Annotated in this window: 16 protein-coding genes and 1 riboswitch; all 16 genes read right to left on the reverse strand. The window is 34.6% G+C overall.

Translation table 11 applies throughout. From position 1 onward, the window contains the following. Entirely contained in the window at positions 1-918 is a 918-nt protein-coding gene (locus BX659_RS06275) for an ABC transporter substrate-binding protein (RefSeq protein WP_172431879.1), read from the reverse strand. Between the two features lie 124 nt (positions 919-1,042). Then, positions 1,043-1,237, reverse strand: a riboswitch (cobalamin riboswitch). 508 nt (positions 1,238-1,745) lie between these two features. Then, entirely contained in the window at positions 1,746-2,078 is a 333-nt protein-coding gene (locus BX659_RS06280; RefSeq protein WP_097017720.1) for a hypothetical protein, read from the reverse strand. A gap of 128 nt (positions 2,079-2,206) precedes the next feature. Continuing rightward, the gene (gene sigE, locus BX659_RS06285; protein ID WP_097017792.1) at positions 2,207-2,935 is read right to left on the reverse strand and encodes an RNA polymerase sporulation sigma factor SigE; all 729 of its coding nucleotides are present in this window, start codon (positions 2,933-2,935) and stop codon (positions 2,207-2,209) included. 31 nt (positions 2,936-2,966) lie between these two features. After that, entirely contained in the window at positions 2,967-3,869 is a 903-nt protein-coding gene (gene spoIIGA, locus BX659_RS06290; protein ID WP_097017719.1) for a sigma-E processing peptidase SpoIIGA, read from the reverse strand. Between the two features lie 158 nt (positions 3,870-4,027). Beyond that, complete coding sequence (ftsZ, locus tag BX659_RS06295) at positions 4,028-5,134, reverse strand: cell division protein FtsZ (RefSeq protein WP_106231735.1); 1,107 nt, start codon at positions 5,132-5,134, stop codon at positions 4,028-4,030. A gap of 24 nt (positions 5,135-5,158) precedes the next feature. After that, positions 5,159-6,460, reverse strand: a complete 1,302-nt coding sequence (ftsA, locus tag BX659_RS06300; RefSeq protein ID WP_097017717.1) for a cell division protein FtsA — start codon at positions 6,458-6,460, stop codon at positions 5,159-5,161. A gap of 295 nt (positions 6,461-6,755) precedes the next feature. Beyond that, entirely contained in the window at positions 6,756-7,463 is a 708-nt protein-coding gene (locus tag BX659_RS06305; protein ID WP_097017716.1) for a cell division protein FtsQ/DivIB, read from the reverse strand. Positions 7,464-7,901: 438 nt separating this feature from the next. Further along, a complete protein-coding gene (locus BX659_RS06310) occupies positions 7,902-8,840 on the reverse strand; it encodes a D-alanine--D-alanine ligase (RefSeq protein ID WP_253250719.1) in 939 nt (312 codons plus the stop codon). A 16-nt stretch (positions 8,841-8,856) separates the two neighbouring features. Beyond that, entirely contained in the window at positions 8,857-10,110 is a 1,254-nt protein-coding gene (gene murA / locus BX659_RS06315) for a UDP-N-acetylglucosamine 1-carboxyvinyltransferase (protein ID WP_097017715.1), read from the reverse strand. Between the two features lie 17 nt (positions 10,111-10,127). Beyond that, positions 10,128-11,033, reverse strand: coding sequence for a UDP-N-acetylmuramate dehydrogenase (gene murB / locus BX659_RS06320; protein WP_097017714.1), 906 nt, complete (start codon positions 11,031-11,033; stop codon positions 10,128-10,130). Positions 11,034-11,414: 381 nt separating this feature from the next. Then, positions 11,415-12,524 (reverse strand): undecaprenyldiphospho-muramoylpentapeptide beta-N-acetylglucosaminyltransferase, encoded by a 1,110-nt coding sequence (murG, locus tag BX659_RS06325; RefSeq protein WP_097017713.1) that lies wholly within the window; start codon positions 12,522-12,524, stop codon positions 11,415-11,417. 13 nt (positions 12,525-12,537) lie between these two features. Beyond that, positions 12,538-13,635, reverse strand: a complete 1,098-nt coding sequence (gene spoVE, locus BX659_RS06330) for a stage V sporulation protein E (protein ID WP_097017712.1) — start codon at positions 13,633-13,635, stop codon at positions 12,538-12,540. Positions 13,636-13,678: 43 nt separating this feature from the next. Further along, a complete protein-coding gene (gene murD / locus BX659_RS06335; protein ID WP_097017790.1) occupies positions 13,679-15,040 on the reverse strand; it encodes a UDP-N-acetylmuramoyl-L-alanine--D-glutamate ligase in 1,362 nt (453 codons plus the stop codon). 14 nt (positions 15,041-15,054) lie between these two features. Beyond that, positions 15,055-16,035 carry a phospho-N-acetylmuramoyl-pentapeptide-transferase gene (gene mraY / locus BX659_RS06340; RefSeq protein WP_097017711.1) on the reverse strand — a complete coding sequence of 327 codons (981 nt, stop codon included), beginning with the start codon at positions 16,033-16,035 and terminating at the stop codon, positions 15,055-15,057. A gap of 12 nt (positions 16,036-16,047) precedes the next feature. Continuing rightward, positions 16,048-17,427 carry a UDP-N-acetylmuramoyl-tripeptide--D-alanyl-D-alanine ligase gene (locus BX659_RS06345; RefSeq protein WP_097017710.1) on the reverse strand — a complete coding sequence of 460 codons (1,380 nt, stop codon included), beginning with the start codon at positions 17,425-17,427 and terminating at the stop codon, positions 16,048-16,050. Between the two features lie 213 nt (positions 17,428-17,640). After that, positions 17,641-19,113: a UDP-N-acetylmuramoyl-L-alanyl-D-glutamate--2,6-diaminopimelate ligase gene (locus BX659_RS06350; RefSeq protein WP_097017709.1), complete on the reverse strand. Its 1,473-nt coding sequence runs from the start codon at positions 19,111-19,113 to the stop codon at positions 17,641-17,643. Positions 19,114-19,126: the final 13 nt, after the last annotated feature.

The raw sequence follows: 19,126 nt of genomic DNA on the forward strand, positions 1-19,126 counted from the left end.
CTAATTCTCCAAATCTATCTCAGGATGTATGGCTTGGACAAATAACTTTAAAGCCTCAATTATTCTCGGTCCTGGTCGATTAATAATATTCGCATCAAAGATATAGACTCTATCATCTCTAATCGCTTTGATATATTGATAATTAGTCCTTGCCTTAATCTTAGTGGGAGCCATTCTTTCCTTCCAACTATCATAAGTGGCAATATATACATCAGGATTTTCAGCTAACAGCTGCTCTATACTATATTGTGGCCAACTACCAGTTGCTTTAGTACCGACATTATACCCTCCTGCCTGCTCAATTAGATCATTGATAAAGGTATTCTTCCCTACTGTATACAAAGGCTCTTTCCAAACCTCATAAAACACCTTTACTACATCTTTTTCATTAACTGCTCTCTCCACCTTACTTCTAATTGAGTGCAACTCTGCTGTCAATCTTCCTGTTAGCTCTCTACCTCTATCCTTCTTACCTGTCAGCTTAGCGATCTTAGCAATCACAGTTATTGTCTCTTCAATACTATTAGGATTAAAGCCAACTACAGTTATTCCTAGATCCTCTAAGCTCTTAATAGTAGACTTAGGAACAATTCCCCCTGCTAGTACCAAATCAGGATTTAAAGCAATAATAGACTCTAAATTCTTGACATCTACTTTACTCTTAGACTTTGCCCTAGCTGGATAATCACAGAACTCTGTTACACCTACAACTCTCTCTTCCAAATTTAACTCATACAATATCTCTGTAATACTAGGAGCTAAGGAGATAATTCTCTGTGGTTCTCTTTGTATAAGAATCTCTTTTCCTAAATCATCAAGGAGTTTAACCTCCACATTAGCTTTTACTTCTCCATATCCACTAAATATCAGCACTAACATAAGTGCTACCAATAATAATCTATCCGCTTGCTTAAACATTTTATCCTCCTTATCACCCATTGACTATCCAAAATCATTTCTGCTGAAGATCTAACTAAAATAAAAAAATCCTAACTTAGACATAGTTAGGGTTTATTCTTCCCTATCTTGTCCTCGAAGATAGCTTCTTAACTCTTATTAGGCAGGTCTCCTGACTTCCAGCTTAAGACTAGACTTTGGCTTCCCTGATATATTAAATAACAAGTGGTTTCTATAATCTATTGACTGCTGTTACAGTGGCGGGCCCGCTCAGGATTTACACCTGATTCCCTATTCTCCCTTAGCCATAACTAAAGGCACCTAATAGATCTATTTTATTATAAATATCTCTAGTTTAATACTATTTCTATAATACTTATATCTTCTCCTCTTTATTTTAGAGAATTAGCTATTAAAATCATCAAAATATCTGATTATGGATGTATTGCGACACTTTTACTTTTTAAAAATAAGCAAAATTTTTATTAATTAAAGAAGTTACGGGAAAGCTTATCAGCTTTTTCCCGTGTTACTTTTGCCATTGCCACAAAAGTAACCAAAAAGTCTAGAAGAAAATTAAACTCACTCAGCAATCCACATGTATTGGGATTAAGATATATGGTACTTCTAATTCAAAGATTATCTTGAACCTATTGTTCTTTTAGAATATTTGCCTCGTTCAAACACTAATTTTCTTCGTCTTAAAAATCTTTAAGTTCTTTTAATTGTAAATTGTAAATTCAAAAGTATCGTAACCTCTCTATATTCTGCTAATTATTATATCAGCAAAAGAGATACATACTCTAAATAATAATATCCAAAAATAAAAACAACTGCAATTGCAGTTGTTAATAAACCAATCTTAAGCCAACCTCATATTTATCCTCTCTTTTATTCTCTGCTTGAAACTCTCTATTCTCTTTGAGCTTCAATCCTTCAGTCCAACTAAAATCTAACTCATCAAAAATCTCCTTAGGAATTAAATAAGTATCACCTTTAAGCTTAAAGATCCCATATTGAGCATTATCCTCTAATCTAGTAGCATTATTCTCAATTAAATAACTATAAATCCTCTCATATCTAGCTATTTCAGTCATATTATAAATTAATCTATCGGCCATCCCAAAAATTCCCTTCATCAATTCAGTTGTAGTAAATATCTCTCCTTTAGATATTTTCACTATATTCTCCCCCTTATTTAATATCAGCCAATTTAGTAAAGATAATCATAATATATACCTTATATTATTAACATAATCTTCAAAATGATACTACCATAGAGATTCTAATCTCAATTTATCACTATAAATTACTTCATCTTATCAATTTCGATTTGAAGCTTCTCAATTATCCTCTTCTCCAACCTAGAAATATAGGATTGAGAGATACCCAATATATCTGCAACCTCTTTTTGAGTCAATTCTTGCTTATTCTTCTGTAAGCCAAAACGTAAAATCATAATCTTCTTCTCTCTATTTGTTAAGTTCTCCATTGCTTCTATAAGTAATTCTTTATCTACCTCTTCTTCGATATATTTATAAATTAAATCTATCTCAGTACCTAGCACATCAGATAATTTCAACTCATTGCCATCCCAATCAACATTCAAAGGTTCATCAAAGGATATTTCTGAACGCTTTTTATTATTCTTTCTTAGATACATTAGGATTTCATTTTCAATACAACGGGAGGCATAGGTAGCCAGCTTAATATTCTTACTTACATCAAAAGTATTGACAGCCTTAATCAACCCAATAGTACCAATAGAGACCAAATCCTCAATATCAATTCCTGTATTATCAAATTTACGAGCAATATAGACTACTAAGCGAAGGTTCCTTTCAATTAACACACTTCTAACAGCCTGATCACCCTTCTCTAACTTATTTAATAAATACTCCTCTTCCTTATTAGATAATGGTGGCGGTAAAGCCTCACTATTTCCAACATAAAATACATTCTTGGCACTATAAAGCCCTAATACTTGTAACATTTTAATAGCATAAAGTCTAAATCTAAGCTTTAAATGAACAATCATCGAACGCAAAATAATCCCCTCCCCTATTTTTTTATGCTCGAAGCACTTCTGGATTTAATAATGCTTGATAATTATTATCTTTATCTAATCTCTTATCCTGTAAAGCAATTATTACCCTTTTAGTTGTAAAGATTTCATCCTTGGTAGTAATTGTAACCATATCAGGTCTAAAGCCAACTAACATTCCATTATCCTTTCCCAGAGAGTAAAATGGGATCAGCCTGAATCTACTGGTCCAGTCATTATCGGTCATCTCATTTAATAATCTGCCAGTATCATTCTTATATTTATAAAAGGCTTCCTTTACCTTATCAGGTAATATCTCCTCTAAAGCACCTACCTCTACTACTATAACAGGCACCTTAGTTAAAGGATCTTGTAATTGATTCCCTGTATCTACCAAAGCCTTTAGCTTGACTAGTTTATCATCAAAGCTGATTATAACTGGAATACAGAATATATCTGGCAATAACTTATATTGAATAAACATCCATCCAAACTTGCCTATTATGATGACTAAGATCGAACCCAAAATAATAATCCACAAATTATCTGGAGAAATATTTAAAACTTGTGCCAAACTATCTAATGGTGTCCCTCCTGTCAGGTTATAAAGAGCAAATATCGCTCCAGCTGTTACAAAGGTTATCAAATAAAAATAACCAACGGCTTTAAAGAAGTACTTACGAGATAATGGAGCAAAAGCAACCAATATCATTACTATAGATATTAAAAAATGAAAATAAATCCGATTCAAAAACCTAAATTGGGGTAAAATAATTATAATTGTATAAACTGTTCCCACCACCGAAGTCAAAAACAATCTCCAAATCTTATAATTTAAATCTGATAATTTAGCTGCTGCCCATAAGATTAAATAGTTCATCACTAGATTAATAAATGAAAATAGATCTAAATAAACTACTAACTTCATTTAGTATTATCACCTGCTTCACTCCCCTATTAAGAAGTATATTGCTAAAATCCTAAAATATAACTAAAAAATTTGAATTATAATCTATAATTAAATCCTTTTTACTAATTTTATGTCGAAATAAAAAAATCTCGATACCCTATGGCATCGAGATTGAATTAAAATTTTTTATTTCTCCTTAAAAAAGCTGGGATATCTAAATCATCATTGGAAAATGATTTAATATCTAAGTCATCATCCCTTCTAACATGCTCTTTCTTTCTTGGTTTCTCTTCCTCTTCCTTCTGTTTAACCTCTTTTTTACTGATTCCTTCCTGATCAAATCCAGTAGCAATTACAGTTACCTTAACTTCATTCTCTAAATTCTCATCTACAACTGTACCCAAGATAATATTTGCTTCAGGGTCAGCCACCTCAGAGATAACATTGGCTGCTTCATTAGTCTCATGTAATCCTAAATCCTTACCACCAGTAATATTTAAGAGAATTCCTTTGGCACCCTCAATAGATGCCTCCAATAAAGGAGAAGCAATAGCAGCTTTAGCAGCCTCTGCTGCTCTATTCTCACCACTAGCTCTTCCAATTCCCATTAAAGCAGAACCAGCATCGGTCATAATAGTTTTTACATCAGCAAAGTCAAGGTTGATTAGACCTGTAATTGTAATCAAGTCAGAGATACCTTGTACACCTTGTTTTAGAACATCATCAGCAGTTTTAAAAGCATCAATTAAAGTTGTCTGTTTCTCAACAACCTCTAATAATCTATCATTAGGAATGATAATTAAAGTATCTACCTTTTCCTTTAAATTTTCAATTCCATATTGGGCTTTTTGCATACGCTGACGCCCTTCAACAGTAAAAGGCTTAGTTACAACACCTACTGTTAAAGCACCTGATTCTTTAGCAATCTCTGCTACAACTGGAGCAGCACCAGTTCCTGTTCCACCACCCATACCTGCAGTGATGAATACCATATCAGCACCATTTAAAGCCTCAGCAATCATATCACGGCTCTCTTGAGCTGCTTCTTGCCCAATTTCAGGGTTAGCTCCTGCACCTAAGCCATTAGTTAACTTCTCACCAATCTTTAAGGTAACTTCTGCTCTTGACGCTACCAATGCCTGCCCATCGGTATTTACTGCAATAAACTCTACACCTTTTAGGTCAGACTCAATCATACGATTGACAGCATTATTACCGCCACCGCCTACACCTACTACTTTTATATTGGCGAAATTATCCATTTCAGCTCCAAACTCAAACATTAATACTCCTCCCTTGCAAACTAATTAGAATATATTTTTAAACCATTTTCCTACTGTATCAAATAAATTCTTGATTAATAGCTCTTCATTCATATCCTGCTCTGAATAGTCTTCATAATTCTCAGACCCATAATGAACCAAACCTACACCAGTAGAGAAGATGGCTCCATTATCTTCAGAAAACTGAGTATACCCTTCTCCAATATCATAAATAGAGCCATCTAGATACTCCAAGATACTATTTATATTGTCAGGTACTCCTACCCTTACTGGCATTCTTAATTTTCTAGAAGCAAATTCAGGGATTCCTTTTAATAAAGAGCCACCACCAGTAACCACCATTACTGAAGGGGTTAATCCATTATAGCCAGCCTTAATAATCTCTTGCTGGACTAGGCTAAATATCTCATCAACTCTAAACTGAATAATTTCACATAATAATTCACGAGAAAATACCCGAGTCTCATTACTACAACTATCTACCAGTTCAATCTGTTCATCTTCACCAATAAACTCTGAGCTGGCACAACCATATTGAACCTTTATTCTCTCGGCATCAGCAATAGATGTGGTCATAATAACATTCCGTCTCATCCACTCTGCTATATCCTTGGTAACATGGTCACCTCCTACTGGTAAACTGGATGTATACCAGACACTACCCCCTCTAAAAATAGCTATATCAGTAGTTCCACCACCCATATCTACCAGCACACCACTATCTTTATCGCTTCCTGTTAATACTGCTTTACTTGCAGCTAGTGGTTGTAAAACGATTCCAGCGACATCAAGACCTACCTTATGAATACTCTTAATTAAGTTTTGAATAGATGTTGCAGATCCTGTAATAATATGGGTTTCTGCCTCCAATCTAACTCCAGACATCCCTAAAGGGTACTTAATATCTTTGCAACCATCTACAATAAACTCTCGAGGTAACACATGAATAATTTCACGTTCTGGGGGAATAGAAATAATTTTAGTAGCCTCAATAACTCTTTCAATATCACGTCTAGTAATCTCTTTATTTTCCCCTGTAACAGCTACTACCCCATGGCTGTTTGTAGAAGAAATATGGGAACCAGCAATTCCAACAAAGGCTGATTCTATCTCTACTCCAGCCATTCTTTCTGCTTTTGTTACTGCTTTTTTTATAGAAGATACAGTGTCATCTATATCAACAACCATCCCTTTTTTTAAACCAGTAGAAGGGCTGGTACCTATTCCAATTATATTGGCACTCTTATTCTCATTTATTTCGGCAATAATAGTACATACTTTAGTAGTACCTACATCAATACCTGCAATTATATTTCTACGTGCCACTAAAAGCCCCCCTTTCTATAATAAACAAATTTAATATCTAAATTTAATATCTTAAAATAAAGCTAAAGATCCTTTTTAATCTTAAATTCAACAAACATATTCAATTCCCTCTTTTTAAAGGTATATTTTCTAAAAAAACTATTATAGACTTCATTAAAAATTAATCTCTATAATAGAATTCGATGATATTACAATAAAAATCAGTAAATTTTCTACTCTTAATCCCCCAAATAGAGCCTCAGCTGACAATACCATCAAACCAAAATTTAACAATAAAATTCTAACAGATTATCTCTCATTTTGCAAGGTGTACAATCACATTATTTCCATATCTTAAATCTATATATTCAATCTTCTGCCCTTTAGATTTGAGATCATTATATACTGAGGTGAATATCTTTGATTTAGCTTTGTTATCAAAATTACTACTTAACTTTACTATTCCGCCATCTACTAAAAATAATTGAAGCCCATCCCCTTTAGAGATATTCAGCTCTGAAATATCCTTTAGAAGTTGATCTGATAGCATACCCAAATAACTAATCGCCTTTTTAATTTCACTACTAATCTTAAGTTGCTTCCCATCATTAATAACCTCAACACCAGTGACTAAAGGTAGATTCCAATAAGCTAAATTTTTAGTTGTAGCTATAACCTGCCCTTCACTATCAATAATTTGATAGGAAGATTGAATACCTACTATTGCTATAGGACGTCTTTCGTTTACCTCTATAATCAACTTCTTTGGTAAATCTCTAGTAATAACAACCCCCTTAATTTGAGGTAATTCAACCAATTTATTCGCTAATTTTTGACGATCAATATTAAAAATATTAATATCTTCTAAATCACAATAAGTAATTATATATTCATCCGACAGTAGCTTATTTCCTTCTATCTCTATATCCTCTACTTGAAAATAATTAGAATTAACTAAACTTACTAATCCCAATATCAATAATAGTCCTATAGTAATCAAATAAATAGTCTTATGCTTGTCCACAGTATCACCTCACTTTACTAGAGAGAACTTAAGAAAAACAACCTAACAAGAACTACCTTTTATATAATCTCCTTTCTAACCATAAATATCTTTCTCTTAATGCAATTCACTTATGTACAAAGGAACATCTCTGTTTAAATACTATCAATAATCTCAACTTAAAATCTAGCAACATTTTGATAGACACAGAAATACACCCCTATACAAAAATTATCTAAAATTTAATGTAAGCCATTCTTAAATCAAAAATACTCTTTATGGGTAATTACCAAATTTTGTTTTTAGGTGATTAACTAGTTAGAAGTTAGGGAGTTGGGGTTTAACCGACTATATCCACCCACCTAATAACTAAAATATCACAATATCATCCTATAAAAACAGATTTAAATCATAAATATATAAAAGAAAACTAAGGGCTAGTAAAACTAACCCTTAATTTTAATCCTCTAAGGCATTCTCTAATATCTTAACTACCAGTTGATCAAAATCTATTCCAACAACTTCTGCAGCTTGAGGTAAAAGACTTGTTTCAGTCATACCAGGAATAGTATTGACCTCTAAAACATAAGCCTCTCCAGCAGAGTTGACTCTAAGATCAACTCTACCCATTCCCCTGCATTTTAAAGCCTGATAAGCCTTTAGAGCCAAAGACTCTGCATTCCTATAGACTTTATCCTCTAACTCAGCTGGTATAATAAAGTCTGTCATCCCTTTGGTATATTTAGACTTGAAATCATAAACCCCCTCTTTTGGTCTAATCTCAATAATAGGTAAGACCTGTGGGGATTCATTACCTAATAATCCAATAGTTATCTCCTTACCTGGAATAAACTCCTCTACCAATAATTCTCGATCATATTTTAAAGCCTCTTTAATAGCCTCTATTAGTCCATCCTGACTCTTTACTATAGATAGACCAAGACTTGAACCTTCTAAGGCAGGCTTAACCACTATTGGTAATCCTAAATCATCAATTAAATCTTGCTCTATCTCTTCAAGTTTATCTTCTATCTCATTGGCCTTTAAAACTGCAAACTTAGGAGTATCAATATCTAAGTTATTGAAGATTCTCTTTGACATGATCTTATCCATTGCCAAAGCACTGGCTAAAACCCCAGAACCAGTATAGGGGATTCCCTCTAATTCTAACAATCCTTGAATAGTTCCATCTTCACCAAAACGCCCATGTAAAGCAATAAAAGCAATATCAATTTCTTCTTGATATAGTCTCTTATGTAAATCTTTGGCTGGGTCAATATCTATAGTATGATACCCTTGCCTATTTAACGCATCTAAGATGGCTTTACCAGTCTTTAAAGAAATCTCCCGTTCAGCAGATCTCCCACCTCTAATAACTGCAATCTTTTTATCCTTCAATATTACCTTCCCCCTTTCAGCCCTCTTCCCGGCGTATTTTAGCACCTAAACTAGTTAATTTATCTGTTAAAAATTCATATCCTCGATCTATATGATAGACATTTTCTACTATTGTTTCACCATCTGCTACCAAACCAGCTAAGACCAAAGCTGCCCCTGCTCTTAAATCTGTTGCTTCTACAGTGGTACCTGAGAGTTTATTTACACCTTTAACGATAGCTGAATTACCTTCTATCTTGATATCAGCCCCCATTCTACGCAACTCATCGGCATGCTTTAAACGATTTTCAAAGATTGTCTCAGTTACTATACTAGCACCTTCAGCTATTGAAAGAAATGTCATAAACTGAGATTGCATATCTGTAGCGAAACCAGGATATGGTAAAGTCTTAATATTTACACCTTGCCACTTATCCTGACCAATTACTTGAATTTGATCTCCATCTACATCAAGATCTACTCCTGATTCAACTAGCTTGGCTATTACAGCCTCAATATGTTCAGGAATAACATCTTTAACCAAAACATTTCCTTTAGTAATCGCAGCTGCCACTAGAAAAGTTCCTGCTTCTATTCGGTCTGGAATGACTTGATAATCAACAGGATGTAATTTTTTGACACCTTGTATTTTGATTACATCAGTTCCAGCACCACGTACACTAGCACCTAACTGATTAAGAAAGTTCTGCAAATCTACAATTTCAGGCTCTCTAGCCGAATTATAAATCACCGTCTTTCCTTCAGCTAAAACTGCTGCCATCATGATATTCTCAGTTGCTCCTACACTAGGGAAATCCAAATGAATCTCTGCACCAGTCAACTTCTCTGCTTTTCCTTCTAAATAACCATGACCTTGTTTAAATTTTACTCCTAAAGCCTTTAATCCTTTGATATGAAGATCTATAGGTCGAGTCCCAATACTACATCCTCCAGGCTGAGAAATTTTAAACTCCCCAAAGCGACCTACTAAAGGTCCCATTAAAAAGACTGTAGCTCTCATCTTTCTCATCAACTCTTCAGGAATCTCACAGGAATTCAAACCTGCAGTATCAACAATCAACTTGTCATCTTCTGATCTAGCTTTGGCACCCAAGGTCTCTAAAACCTCTTTCATAACTCTAACATCACGCAATTTTGGTACTCTACCAATAACACATTCTCCACCTGATAAAACAGTTCCCGCTAAAATCGGCAAGACTGCATTTTTGGCACCACTGATAGTTACTTCACCTTGAAGCTTTTGACCACCATTGATTATAAATCTACCCATCCTTTCACCTCCTATTTTTAACTTAAAAAGATAATCTCTCTTTTTAAATTTACTCCAAACTTACTCAAGACAAGATTCTCAACTCTTTCCATCAACTCTAAAACCTCTTTTGCCGTAGCTGCTCCTAGATTGACTATAAAATTAGCATGTTGGGTAGATATTTGAGCATCACCTATCCTTAAACCCTTCCCTCCAGCCTGATCAATCAACCTTCCTGCTGAATCATTAGGAGGATTTTTAAAGATACAACCTGCATTTGGCCATTTTAAAGGTTGGCTTCTCTTCCTCTTTGATAATAGTTCTTTGCTTTCTTTTATTATCTTCCTAGAGTCCTTTGGAACTAATTCTAGCTCCGCCTCTAATATGATCTCTTTACTATTTTGAAAAGGACTGCTTCTATAGCTAAAGTCTAACTCTTTACTACTATAGATCTTGACCTCTCCAGTTGCTAATAAGGTCTTTACTTTGATTATTAAATCACCTATAGAACGTAAATCACCTATACCAGCATTCATTACAATAGCTCCACCTAAAGTTGCCGGTAAACCCATAGCAAATTCTAAACCACTCAAACCTCTTTTAGCAGCTTTGCTAGATAATAATGGTAAACTCAGACCAGCATCAGCAATTAATCTGTTCCCGACAAATTCTAGCTTAACATCTTTTTGTGGCAATTTAATGACAAGACCAGATAATCCTCTATCACTGACCAATAAATTACTCCCATTACCTATTAAATAATAATTAATATTATTCTGATAAAGATATTTAATTAGTTTTTCTAAATCATTAGCTCCCTTGGGAATAGCCAATAACTCGGCAGGTCCCCCAATTTTGAAAGATGTATACTTCTTTAATGGTTCATCAAAGAGAATATCACCCTCGATTAAACTGCTAATCTCTTTCTTATGTAATTCTTCCAACATAACCACCCCAATTTTATCGACAACTAGATTATCTTAAAGATTAATCTATAATATTAATCTATAGAGAAGCTTATCTAAAAGGTAAATACACCCTATAATATGCAAGTTCAAAGCAATCTGTTAATAGAATCTGTTAATTGCTAATTGCTTAATGTTAATTAATAACTGTAGTTTTTTGACTCTAGAATTGAATAATAGAATGATGAAGCTATATTTTAAAATCAATTATAATTTTTAGCAAACCATAAAAATTTTTTATCTTCTACTTAGACTTAAGCCTAAACTGTTATCTTATCAGTTCTAAACTCAACTTAAAGGTCACAATATCCATCTGATTAAGCCTGTCCAACTTATATACAATTTATAGGGTGTAATCTATTACACCCCTAGTAAATCTTTAATTAAATTAATTAATTTCTCTATAGCCTCTGGTTGACCTAAATTTTTACTAGCATCAGCCATCTCAATTAATTCTTCTTGATCAGTAAATAAATCATTAATAAACTCATTTAAGAGTTCTGTTGTCAATTGATCATCTAAGATAACCTTGGCTGCACCCTTTTTCTCTAAAGATTGGGCATTATGGAGTTGATGATTTTCAGCAGCATAAGGATAAGGAATCAAAATAGCAGGAATCCCACAGGCTGTAATCTCTGCCAAGCCTGTTGCTCCAGCTCTAGATATTACAAGATTAGCAACTGCCAATGCTGCAGCCATGTTATACAAATAGGGCTTAATCATAATGTTCCCTCTTTCTATATCCTTTATTCCCATTTCATTAGCTTTCTCTATTACAAAATCAAAATCTTGCTTACCTGTAATGTGCAAAAGCTGTAAGTTTGACCTCTTAATCTTAGGATATAGACCTATAACAGCCTGATTAATACTCCTAGCCCCTCTACTACCGCCAAAAACCAAAATAACCTTCTTATCTTCAGCTAGCCCTAAATCTCTTAGCGCCTCACTTCTATCCTTCTTTAAAATCTCTGGTCTAATTGGATTACCTGTTAAAATGGTCTTCTCTTTAGATTTAAAGTATTTCTTAGCATCAATATTACTTAAAGCAATCCTATCTACAAATCGTGATAATAATTTATTAGTTATACCTGGATAGGCATTCTGTTCATGAATTAAAGTAGGAACCTTGGATAAAGCTGCTGCTAACACTATAGGTCCACAGACATAGCCCCCTGTTCCAATAACTATATCAGGCTTAAAATTCTTAACAATCCTTCTAGCCTCAATTAAACCTACCCCTGTCTTTAAGATAGATTTGAATAATTTCAAGGATAACTTTCTAGGCAGACCCTGTACAGAGATAGTCTTTAAATCATAGCCTGCTTTTGGAACAATATCTGCCTCTAGCCCCTGCTTAGTCCCAACAAAGATAATCTCTAAATCATCAAACTCCTCTTCTAAACCACGAGCAATTGCTAAACCAGGATAGATATGCCCTCCTGTTCCACCACCAGAAATTAAAACTTTCATATATTAGTCACCTCTAATTTATAGTAAATCGTGATACATTCAATAGAATACCCACACCAGCTAACATAAATACTAAAGAAGAACCTCCATAGCTGATAAAAGGTAAAGTGATTCCAGTAACTGGCATAGACCCACTTACCACTGCTAGATTAACCATCGCCTGTAGAGTAATCATAGTTGTAATTCCTACAGAGATTAAACAACCAAATAAGTCCTCAGCCTGTAGGGCAATCTGTAATCCTCTCCAAGCAAAGACAAAATAGAGTAAAATAACTGTAGATGTTCCTACAAAACCTAGCTCCTCTCCCAATACAGAGAAGATGAAGTCGGTTCCTGGTTCTGGTAAGTAAAAAAACTTCTGCCTACTCCGACCTAGCCCTAATCCAAATAACCCTCCTGAACCCAAAGCATATAAAGACTGAATAATATGAAACCCTGAGCCTAAGGGGTCCTTCCAAGGATCTAGAAAAGAGAGTAGCCTTTTTAAGCGATAAGGTGCTGTAATAATCATATAAAATACCGCTGGAATCGACAAAGACCCTAAGCCTATTAAATGACCCCATCTAGCTCCTGAGGCTAAGAGCATAACAAATACAGTCCCTCCAATAGTAACAGCAGTTCCCAAATCTGGCTCCATCAAGATCAAGGCAAAGACAATTCCTAAGATAAATAAAGCTGGTACTAGCCCCTTCCAAAAGTTCTTAACCTCTTTATTCTTTAAAGCCAAAAAACGGGACATATAAATTACCATAGATACCTTGGCAATCTCTGAAACCTGTAAGGGCGGTAAAGGTCCTAAATCGATCCATCGGCTTGAACCCTTAACACTCTTTCCTATCCCTGGAATCAAAACTAGGATAAGAAGTGCAATACTTCCCAATAAAATCTTAGGAGCCCACTTGATATACTGGTGATAGTCAAACCTCATAAAGAAGATCATTACCCCAATTCCAACAATCGACCACATCAACTGTCTCTTTAGAAAATAAAAACTATCATCATACTTTTGAGAAGATGAGATTGATGTAGAACTAAAGACCATCACTACCCCTATGCATAGCAGAGTTACTACTACAAAAAAGATTATAAAATCAGGAGCTTTTTTATACATAATATTTCCTCCCTAAAAATAGTACACAATTGACTATTTATTGCTAACTGTCAACTTTCTTGACCGCTTCTTTGAACTCTCTTCCTCTTTGTTCATAGTTATCGAACATATCCCAACTAGCACAGGCTGGTGATAATAAGACAATCCCTTCACCACAAGCTACCTCTGTGGCTACTTTAACAGCCTCCTGAATACTTTTAACATGGTAAATAGAGTCATATTCTAGCTTATTGAGACTGGCTTCAATTTTATCGGCAGTCTCTCCTAAGAGGACTACACCTTTAACCTTTTCTTTAATAATCTTGGCAAAATCATCAAATTCAGAACCTTTATCCTTACCACCTGCAATTATAACTAGTGGTGGTTCAAAGGTCTCTATTGCCTTAGTAGAAGCAATAGGGTTTGTTCCTTTAGAATCATTGATATACCTAACACCATTAATAGTAGCCACATCTTCAATCCTATGTTCAACTCCCGAAAAGATCTTTAATATCTCTACTAATATATCTTTACTAGCTCCCATTAATAAAGAAGCTGCTACTGCTCCTAAAGCATTTTCTAAGTTATGAGGCCCCTCAATTCCAATCTCCTTGCTATCAATAATCTCTTCTTTACTTCCTAATAGATTAGCTACTATTTTATTATCTCTTAAATAGACCCCCTCTGTTAACTCTTCTTGCTGACTGAAAAATACCACTTGACCTTGAGTATTGTCGGCAAATTTTCTAACTATAGGGTCATCATAATTTAAGATAATATAATCATCTTGAGTTTGATTCATAAGTAACTTTCTTTTAGCCTCAATATATGCTTCAAAGCTACCATGTCGGTCTAAATGGTCTGGTGTAATATTTAAGAAGAGACTGATATCAGGTCTAAACTCTTTAATCTCCTCTAATTGAAAGGAGCTAATCTCTGCTATTACAATATCCTCTTTCTCTAGCTGAGGTAGATCCTGAATTAATGCCCTTCCTATATTACCGCCAACCACAGTCTTTCTTCCTGTAGCCTTAAATATCTCTCCAATTAAAGTAGTAGTTGTTGTCTTACCATTAGTTCCTGTAATAGCAATTATAGGAGCCTTGCAGAAGCGATAAGCAAGCTCTACCTCACTAATTATCTCTATTCCAGCACTTCTTGCCTGCTGTAAAAGAGGAATATCTGTTGGAACTCCAGGGCTGATAATAATTAAATCAGATTTTAAAACTAACTCTAAAGTATGTCCACCTAAATCAAAGTTGACTTTACAACCTCTTAAAGCAGCAATCTCTTCCTTTAATTGAGCTTCTTGCTTAGCATCAGTCACTATAATCTTAGCACCTTGTTTATCTAAAAATTTAACAGTCTCTACACCAGTTCTCTTCCCTAATCCCACAACTGTTATTAGCTTATCTTTTAATTCCATATTATCTTCCTTTCTTAACTTAGCTTGGCAAAACCTAATAATCCTACTAATGATAATATAATTGCTATAATCCAAAACCTAACAACAACCTTAGATTCTGCCCATCCACTTTTTTCAAAGTGGTGATGAATAGGGGTCATCTTAAAGACTCTTCTACCTTCTTGATATAAGCGGCGGGTAATTTTAAAGTAAGTCACCTGGATCATCACAGAAGTAGCTTCTATTACATAAACTCCACCTATAATAAATAAAAAGAGCTCAGTCTTGGTTAAAACCGCTAAGGCAGCTAAGGCCCCTCCTAAGGCTAGAGAACCTGTATCACCCATAAATACTTGGGCAGGGTAACTATTAAACCAAGAAAACCCTAAACAAGCCCCTGCAATAGCTGTAGAAAAGATAGCTAGATCTGTAGCTCCGAATTGATAAAGAATATAAGCATAGGTAATTGTAACTATAATAGTAACACCTGCTGCTAAACCATCTAAACCATCTGTTAGATTCACAGCATTAGAGGCTCCTACTAGAACAATAATCACAAAGGGGATAAATAGATTACCTAAATCTATACTCTTATGTAGATAAGGAATTAAGATATCAGTCCCTATTTCCAACCTAGTTAGAACAAAGAAAGCCAACATTCCAGCAATTATAATCTGCCCCAGTAACTTCTGTTTACTGGTTAGACCTTCATTCTGCTTTTTAATTATCTTGATAGAATCATCTAATAGACCTAAGAAACCATAACCAAGAAGTACAAATAAAGCCAAAACTACCTCTTGGCTTATCTCACCAATGGCTAGAGTAGCTACTACTACAGCCAAGATGATTATAATCCCACCCATAGTAGGAGTACCTGCTTTCTTCTGATGGCTTTGAGGTCCCACCTTTCTAATGCTCTGTCCAAACTTCATTACCCTTAACCAGTTTATTAAAAAGGGTCCAGTTAATAGTGTGACAACCAAAGCTATAGTCGCTGCAAATATTAAGTCAATCATTACTATCACTCCCTAATCCTCTAATAAGGCCTGTGAAACCTCTTCAAGTTTCATCCCTCTTGAAGCTTTTACTAAAATTGTATCATTAACAGTTATAATATCCAATAAATCTTCTATTAATTTAGCTTTATCTTGATAGCTAAAGATAGATGAATTATCCATTCCACTATCTTTAGCACCTTCTCCAATATAATTACCCAATTCTCCATAAGTAAAGAGATAATCTATTCCTTTTTCGGCAAGGATACTACCTATAGCCTGATGCTCTTTTATAGCTATATCTCCCAACTCTAGCATGTCACCTAAAACTGCTATTCTTCTACCTTCTCCAATATCAAATAAGGTATCTATAGCCCCTCTCATTGATGCTGGATTGGCATTATAGGTATCATCAATAATTTTAACATCATCTTCAGTAGTTAAAATCTGATTTCTCATCTTAGTTAATTGAAAGTTACTCAGTCCCTCTACTATCTCTTTTAAAGAAATATCTAAAGCCAATCCTACCGCTACAGCAGCTAAGGCATTATAGACATTATATCTTCCTGGAACAGGTAAAGTAAGGGGCTTTTGGTAACAGTTATTGCTTATCAGCAGATTAAAGGAGATAGCACCATCATCTAAGCTTTTTATCTCAGTCGCTCTTACTTTATTATACTCCTTTAATCCATAGTTAATAACCTCTGCTGTAGTTAATCTATCCATCTTCTTAACCTTATCATCATCACCATTTAAGATAGCAACTCCATCGGCTTTTAAAGCAACTATTAACTCCGATTTGGCTTTAGCAATATTATCAACACTCTTTAGTATTTCAATATGAGCAACACCTACATTGGTAATTACCCCAATATCTGGCTCAGCTATCTTAGCAAGAAGGTCTATCTCACCTAAGGCTCTCATTCCCATCTCTACTACTACAGCTTCATAACTACTATCTAAGCGAAAGAGAGTCAAGGGCAGACCAATCTCATTATTAAAGTTACCAGCTGTCTTTAAGGTCTTATACTCCATACCCAAAACTGCAGCAATCATATCCTTAGTTGTAGTTTTGCCTGTACTACCAGTAACTGCAACTACAGTAATATCAAATTTATTTCGATAATAATGGGCTAAATCCTGTAATGCTTTAGTGGTATCTTCTACCTTAATTATGGTCTTATCAATATCTAAATCAATCTCTTTTGAAACTATTGCTACACTTGCCCCTCTAGTAAAGGCATCCATCATAAAATTGTGCCCATCAAAATTCTCACCCCTAATAGCTATAAATAAGTCACCTTGCTCAATCTGACGAGAATCTATAGAGATATTATCGATTTTTATCCCTTTATCTCCTATAATTTCTCCTGAAATAGCCTGAGCTATCTCCTCTAAACAGAGAGTCTCCACCCTATCACCTCAATTTCTATATATAAAAATAAAAAGGATTATTAGTAACGAATTACACGAATTTAAAGCAAAACAAATTTTAAATATGAATTTAACCTTTAAACTTTTAATTCATACCATTCCTACTAAATTCGCCACTAGATTAATTTAATTTCTTTTTCATATTTTATATATCTAAAAATTATTTACTCATATTTTTTCAATTCTTAACTTTTAACTCTTAATTCTTAACTGTTTAATCGCTTCTCTAGCTATCTCTCTATCATCAAAATCAATTGTCTTATCCTTAAGAATCTGATAGGTTTCATGGCCTTTACCTACAATAATGACTATATCCTCACTTTTAGCCAGCTTAATCGCTTCTTTAATAGCAGTTGCTCTATCTTCAATTATAATATACTCTTCTCCCTCTACTTTACCTTCCTCTTCAATACCTGCCTTAATATCCTCGATAATAGCCATTGGCTCTTCACTACGGGGATTGTCAGAGGTTACGATAGCAAAGTCGCCTAGAGTTACTCCAATTCTACCCATAATAGGTCTTTTAGTTCTATCACGGTCTCCACCACAGCCAAAGACTACTATCTTGCGCCCCTTAGTAAATTCACTGGCAGTATTTAATACATTCTCCATTCCATCAGGTGTATGGGCATAGTCTACTATCACACCAAAATCTTGACCTTCATTTATAATCTGAAATCTACCTGGTACCCCTTCAATCTTTTCAAGCCCCTTCTTAATCTCTGCTAGGCTAAACCCTAAGCTATAAACAGTTCCAATAGCAGCCAAAGAGTTATAGACATTAAAACGCCCTGTCAAGTTTAATTTGATTGCTAGCTTCTCCTGATTAGTTTTTAGAGTATAACTTACACCCTTTTTGTTTACTTCAATCTCCTCTGCCTTCAAGTCAGCTTCAGAGTTGATACTATAGCTAATCACTTCACCTCTAGCCTCTTTGATAATCGCTTCACTTCTAACATCATCTACATTGATTATAGAGGGCTTATCATTCATCTTAAATAATTTAATCTTAGCTGCTAGATAATCCTCAAAGGATTCATGAAAATCCAAATGATCTTGACTGAGGTTGGTAAAGACTTGACGATCAAAATCAACTCCCAATACCCTATCCAACTCTAATGCATGAGAAGAGACCTCCATCACTGCATGGGTCACTCCATCTTCTAGCATCTCAGCAAAGATTCTCTGTAAATCTACAGATTCAGGTGTTGTTCTACTTGCATCCTCCTCTTTATCACCAATCTTAGTCTTGATAGTACCAATTAAACCTGTCTTAATTCCTAACTCTTTTAGCATAGATTCGATTAAATAGGTAGTTGTTGTCTTACCATTGGTACCTGTTACCCCCACTACTGTTAGCTCTTTAGATGGATATCCATAGAACTTAGCACTTAATTGGGCTAAAGCCTTCCTTGAGTCCTCTACTTTAATTACTGCAACCCCACTAGCCTCAGCATCTTTTTCTACAATGATAGCTTTGGCTCCATTCTCAACTGCATTGGCAATAAATTGATGCCCATCAGACTTAAAACCAGTAATAGCTACAAATAAATACCCCTCTTCCACCTTTCTAGAGTCATAAGTTATCCCTGCAATATCTATATCTAAATCTTGATTAAGCTCTTTATACTCTAACACTTTAAGTAGTTCCTGTAATTTAATCATTTTACCCCCCCTA

Origin of the sequence: Orenia metallireducens (assembly GCF_003001995.1) — a bacterium.
In the GTDB taxonomy this organism is placed as follows: domain Bacteria; phylum Bacillota; class Halanaerobiia; order Halobacteroidales; family Halobacteroidaceae; genus Orenia; species Orenia metallireducens_B.

Excerpts from the sequence above, each read along its gene's own strand:
- ftsZ (WP_106231735.1), bottom strand. The coding sequence starts at position 5,134 with ATGTTTGAGTTTGGAGCTGAAATGGATAATTTCGCCAATATAAAAGTA.
- murG (WP_097017713.1), bottom strand. The coding sequence starts at position 12,524 with ATGAAAGTTTTAATTTCTGGTGGTGGAACAGGAGGGCATATCTATCCT.
- BX659_RS06275 (WP_172431879.1), bottom strand. The coding sequence starts at position 918 with ATGTTTAAGCAAGCGGATAGATTATTATTGGTAGCACTTATGTTAGTG.
- murA (WP_097017715.1), bottom strand. The coding sequence starts at position 10,110 with ATGGGTAGATTTATAATCAATGGTGGTCAAAAGCTTCAAGGTGAAGTA.
- spoIIGA (WP_097017719.1), bottom strand. The coding sequence starts at position 3,869 with ATGAAGTTAGTAGTTTATTTAGATCTATTTTCATTTATTAATCTAGTG.
- BX659_RS06350 (WP_097017709.1), bottom strand. The coding sequence starts at position 19,113 with ATGATTAAATTACAGGAACTACTTAAAGTGTTAGAGTATAAAGAGCTT.
- spoVE (WP_097017712.1), bottom strand. The coding sequence starts at position 13,635 with ATGTATAAAAAAGCTCCTGATTTTATAATCTTTTTTGTAGTAGTAACT.
- sigE (WP_097017792.1), bottom strand. The coding sequence starts at position 2,935 with ATGATTGTTCATTTAAAGCTTAGATTTAGACTTTATGCTATTAAAATG.
- murD (WP_097017790.1), bottom strand. The coding sequence starts at position 15,040 with ATGGAATTAAAAGATAAGCTAATAACAGTTGTGGGATTAGGGAAGAGA.
- mraY (WP_097017711.1), bottom strand. The coding sequence starts at position 16,035 with ATGATTGACTTAATATTTGCAGCGACTATAGCTTTGGTTGTCACACTA.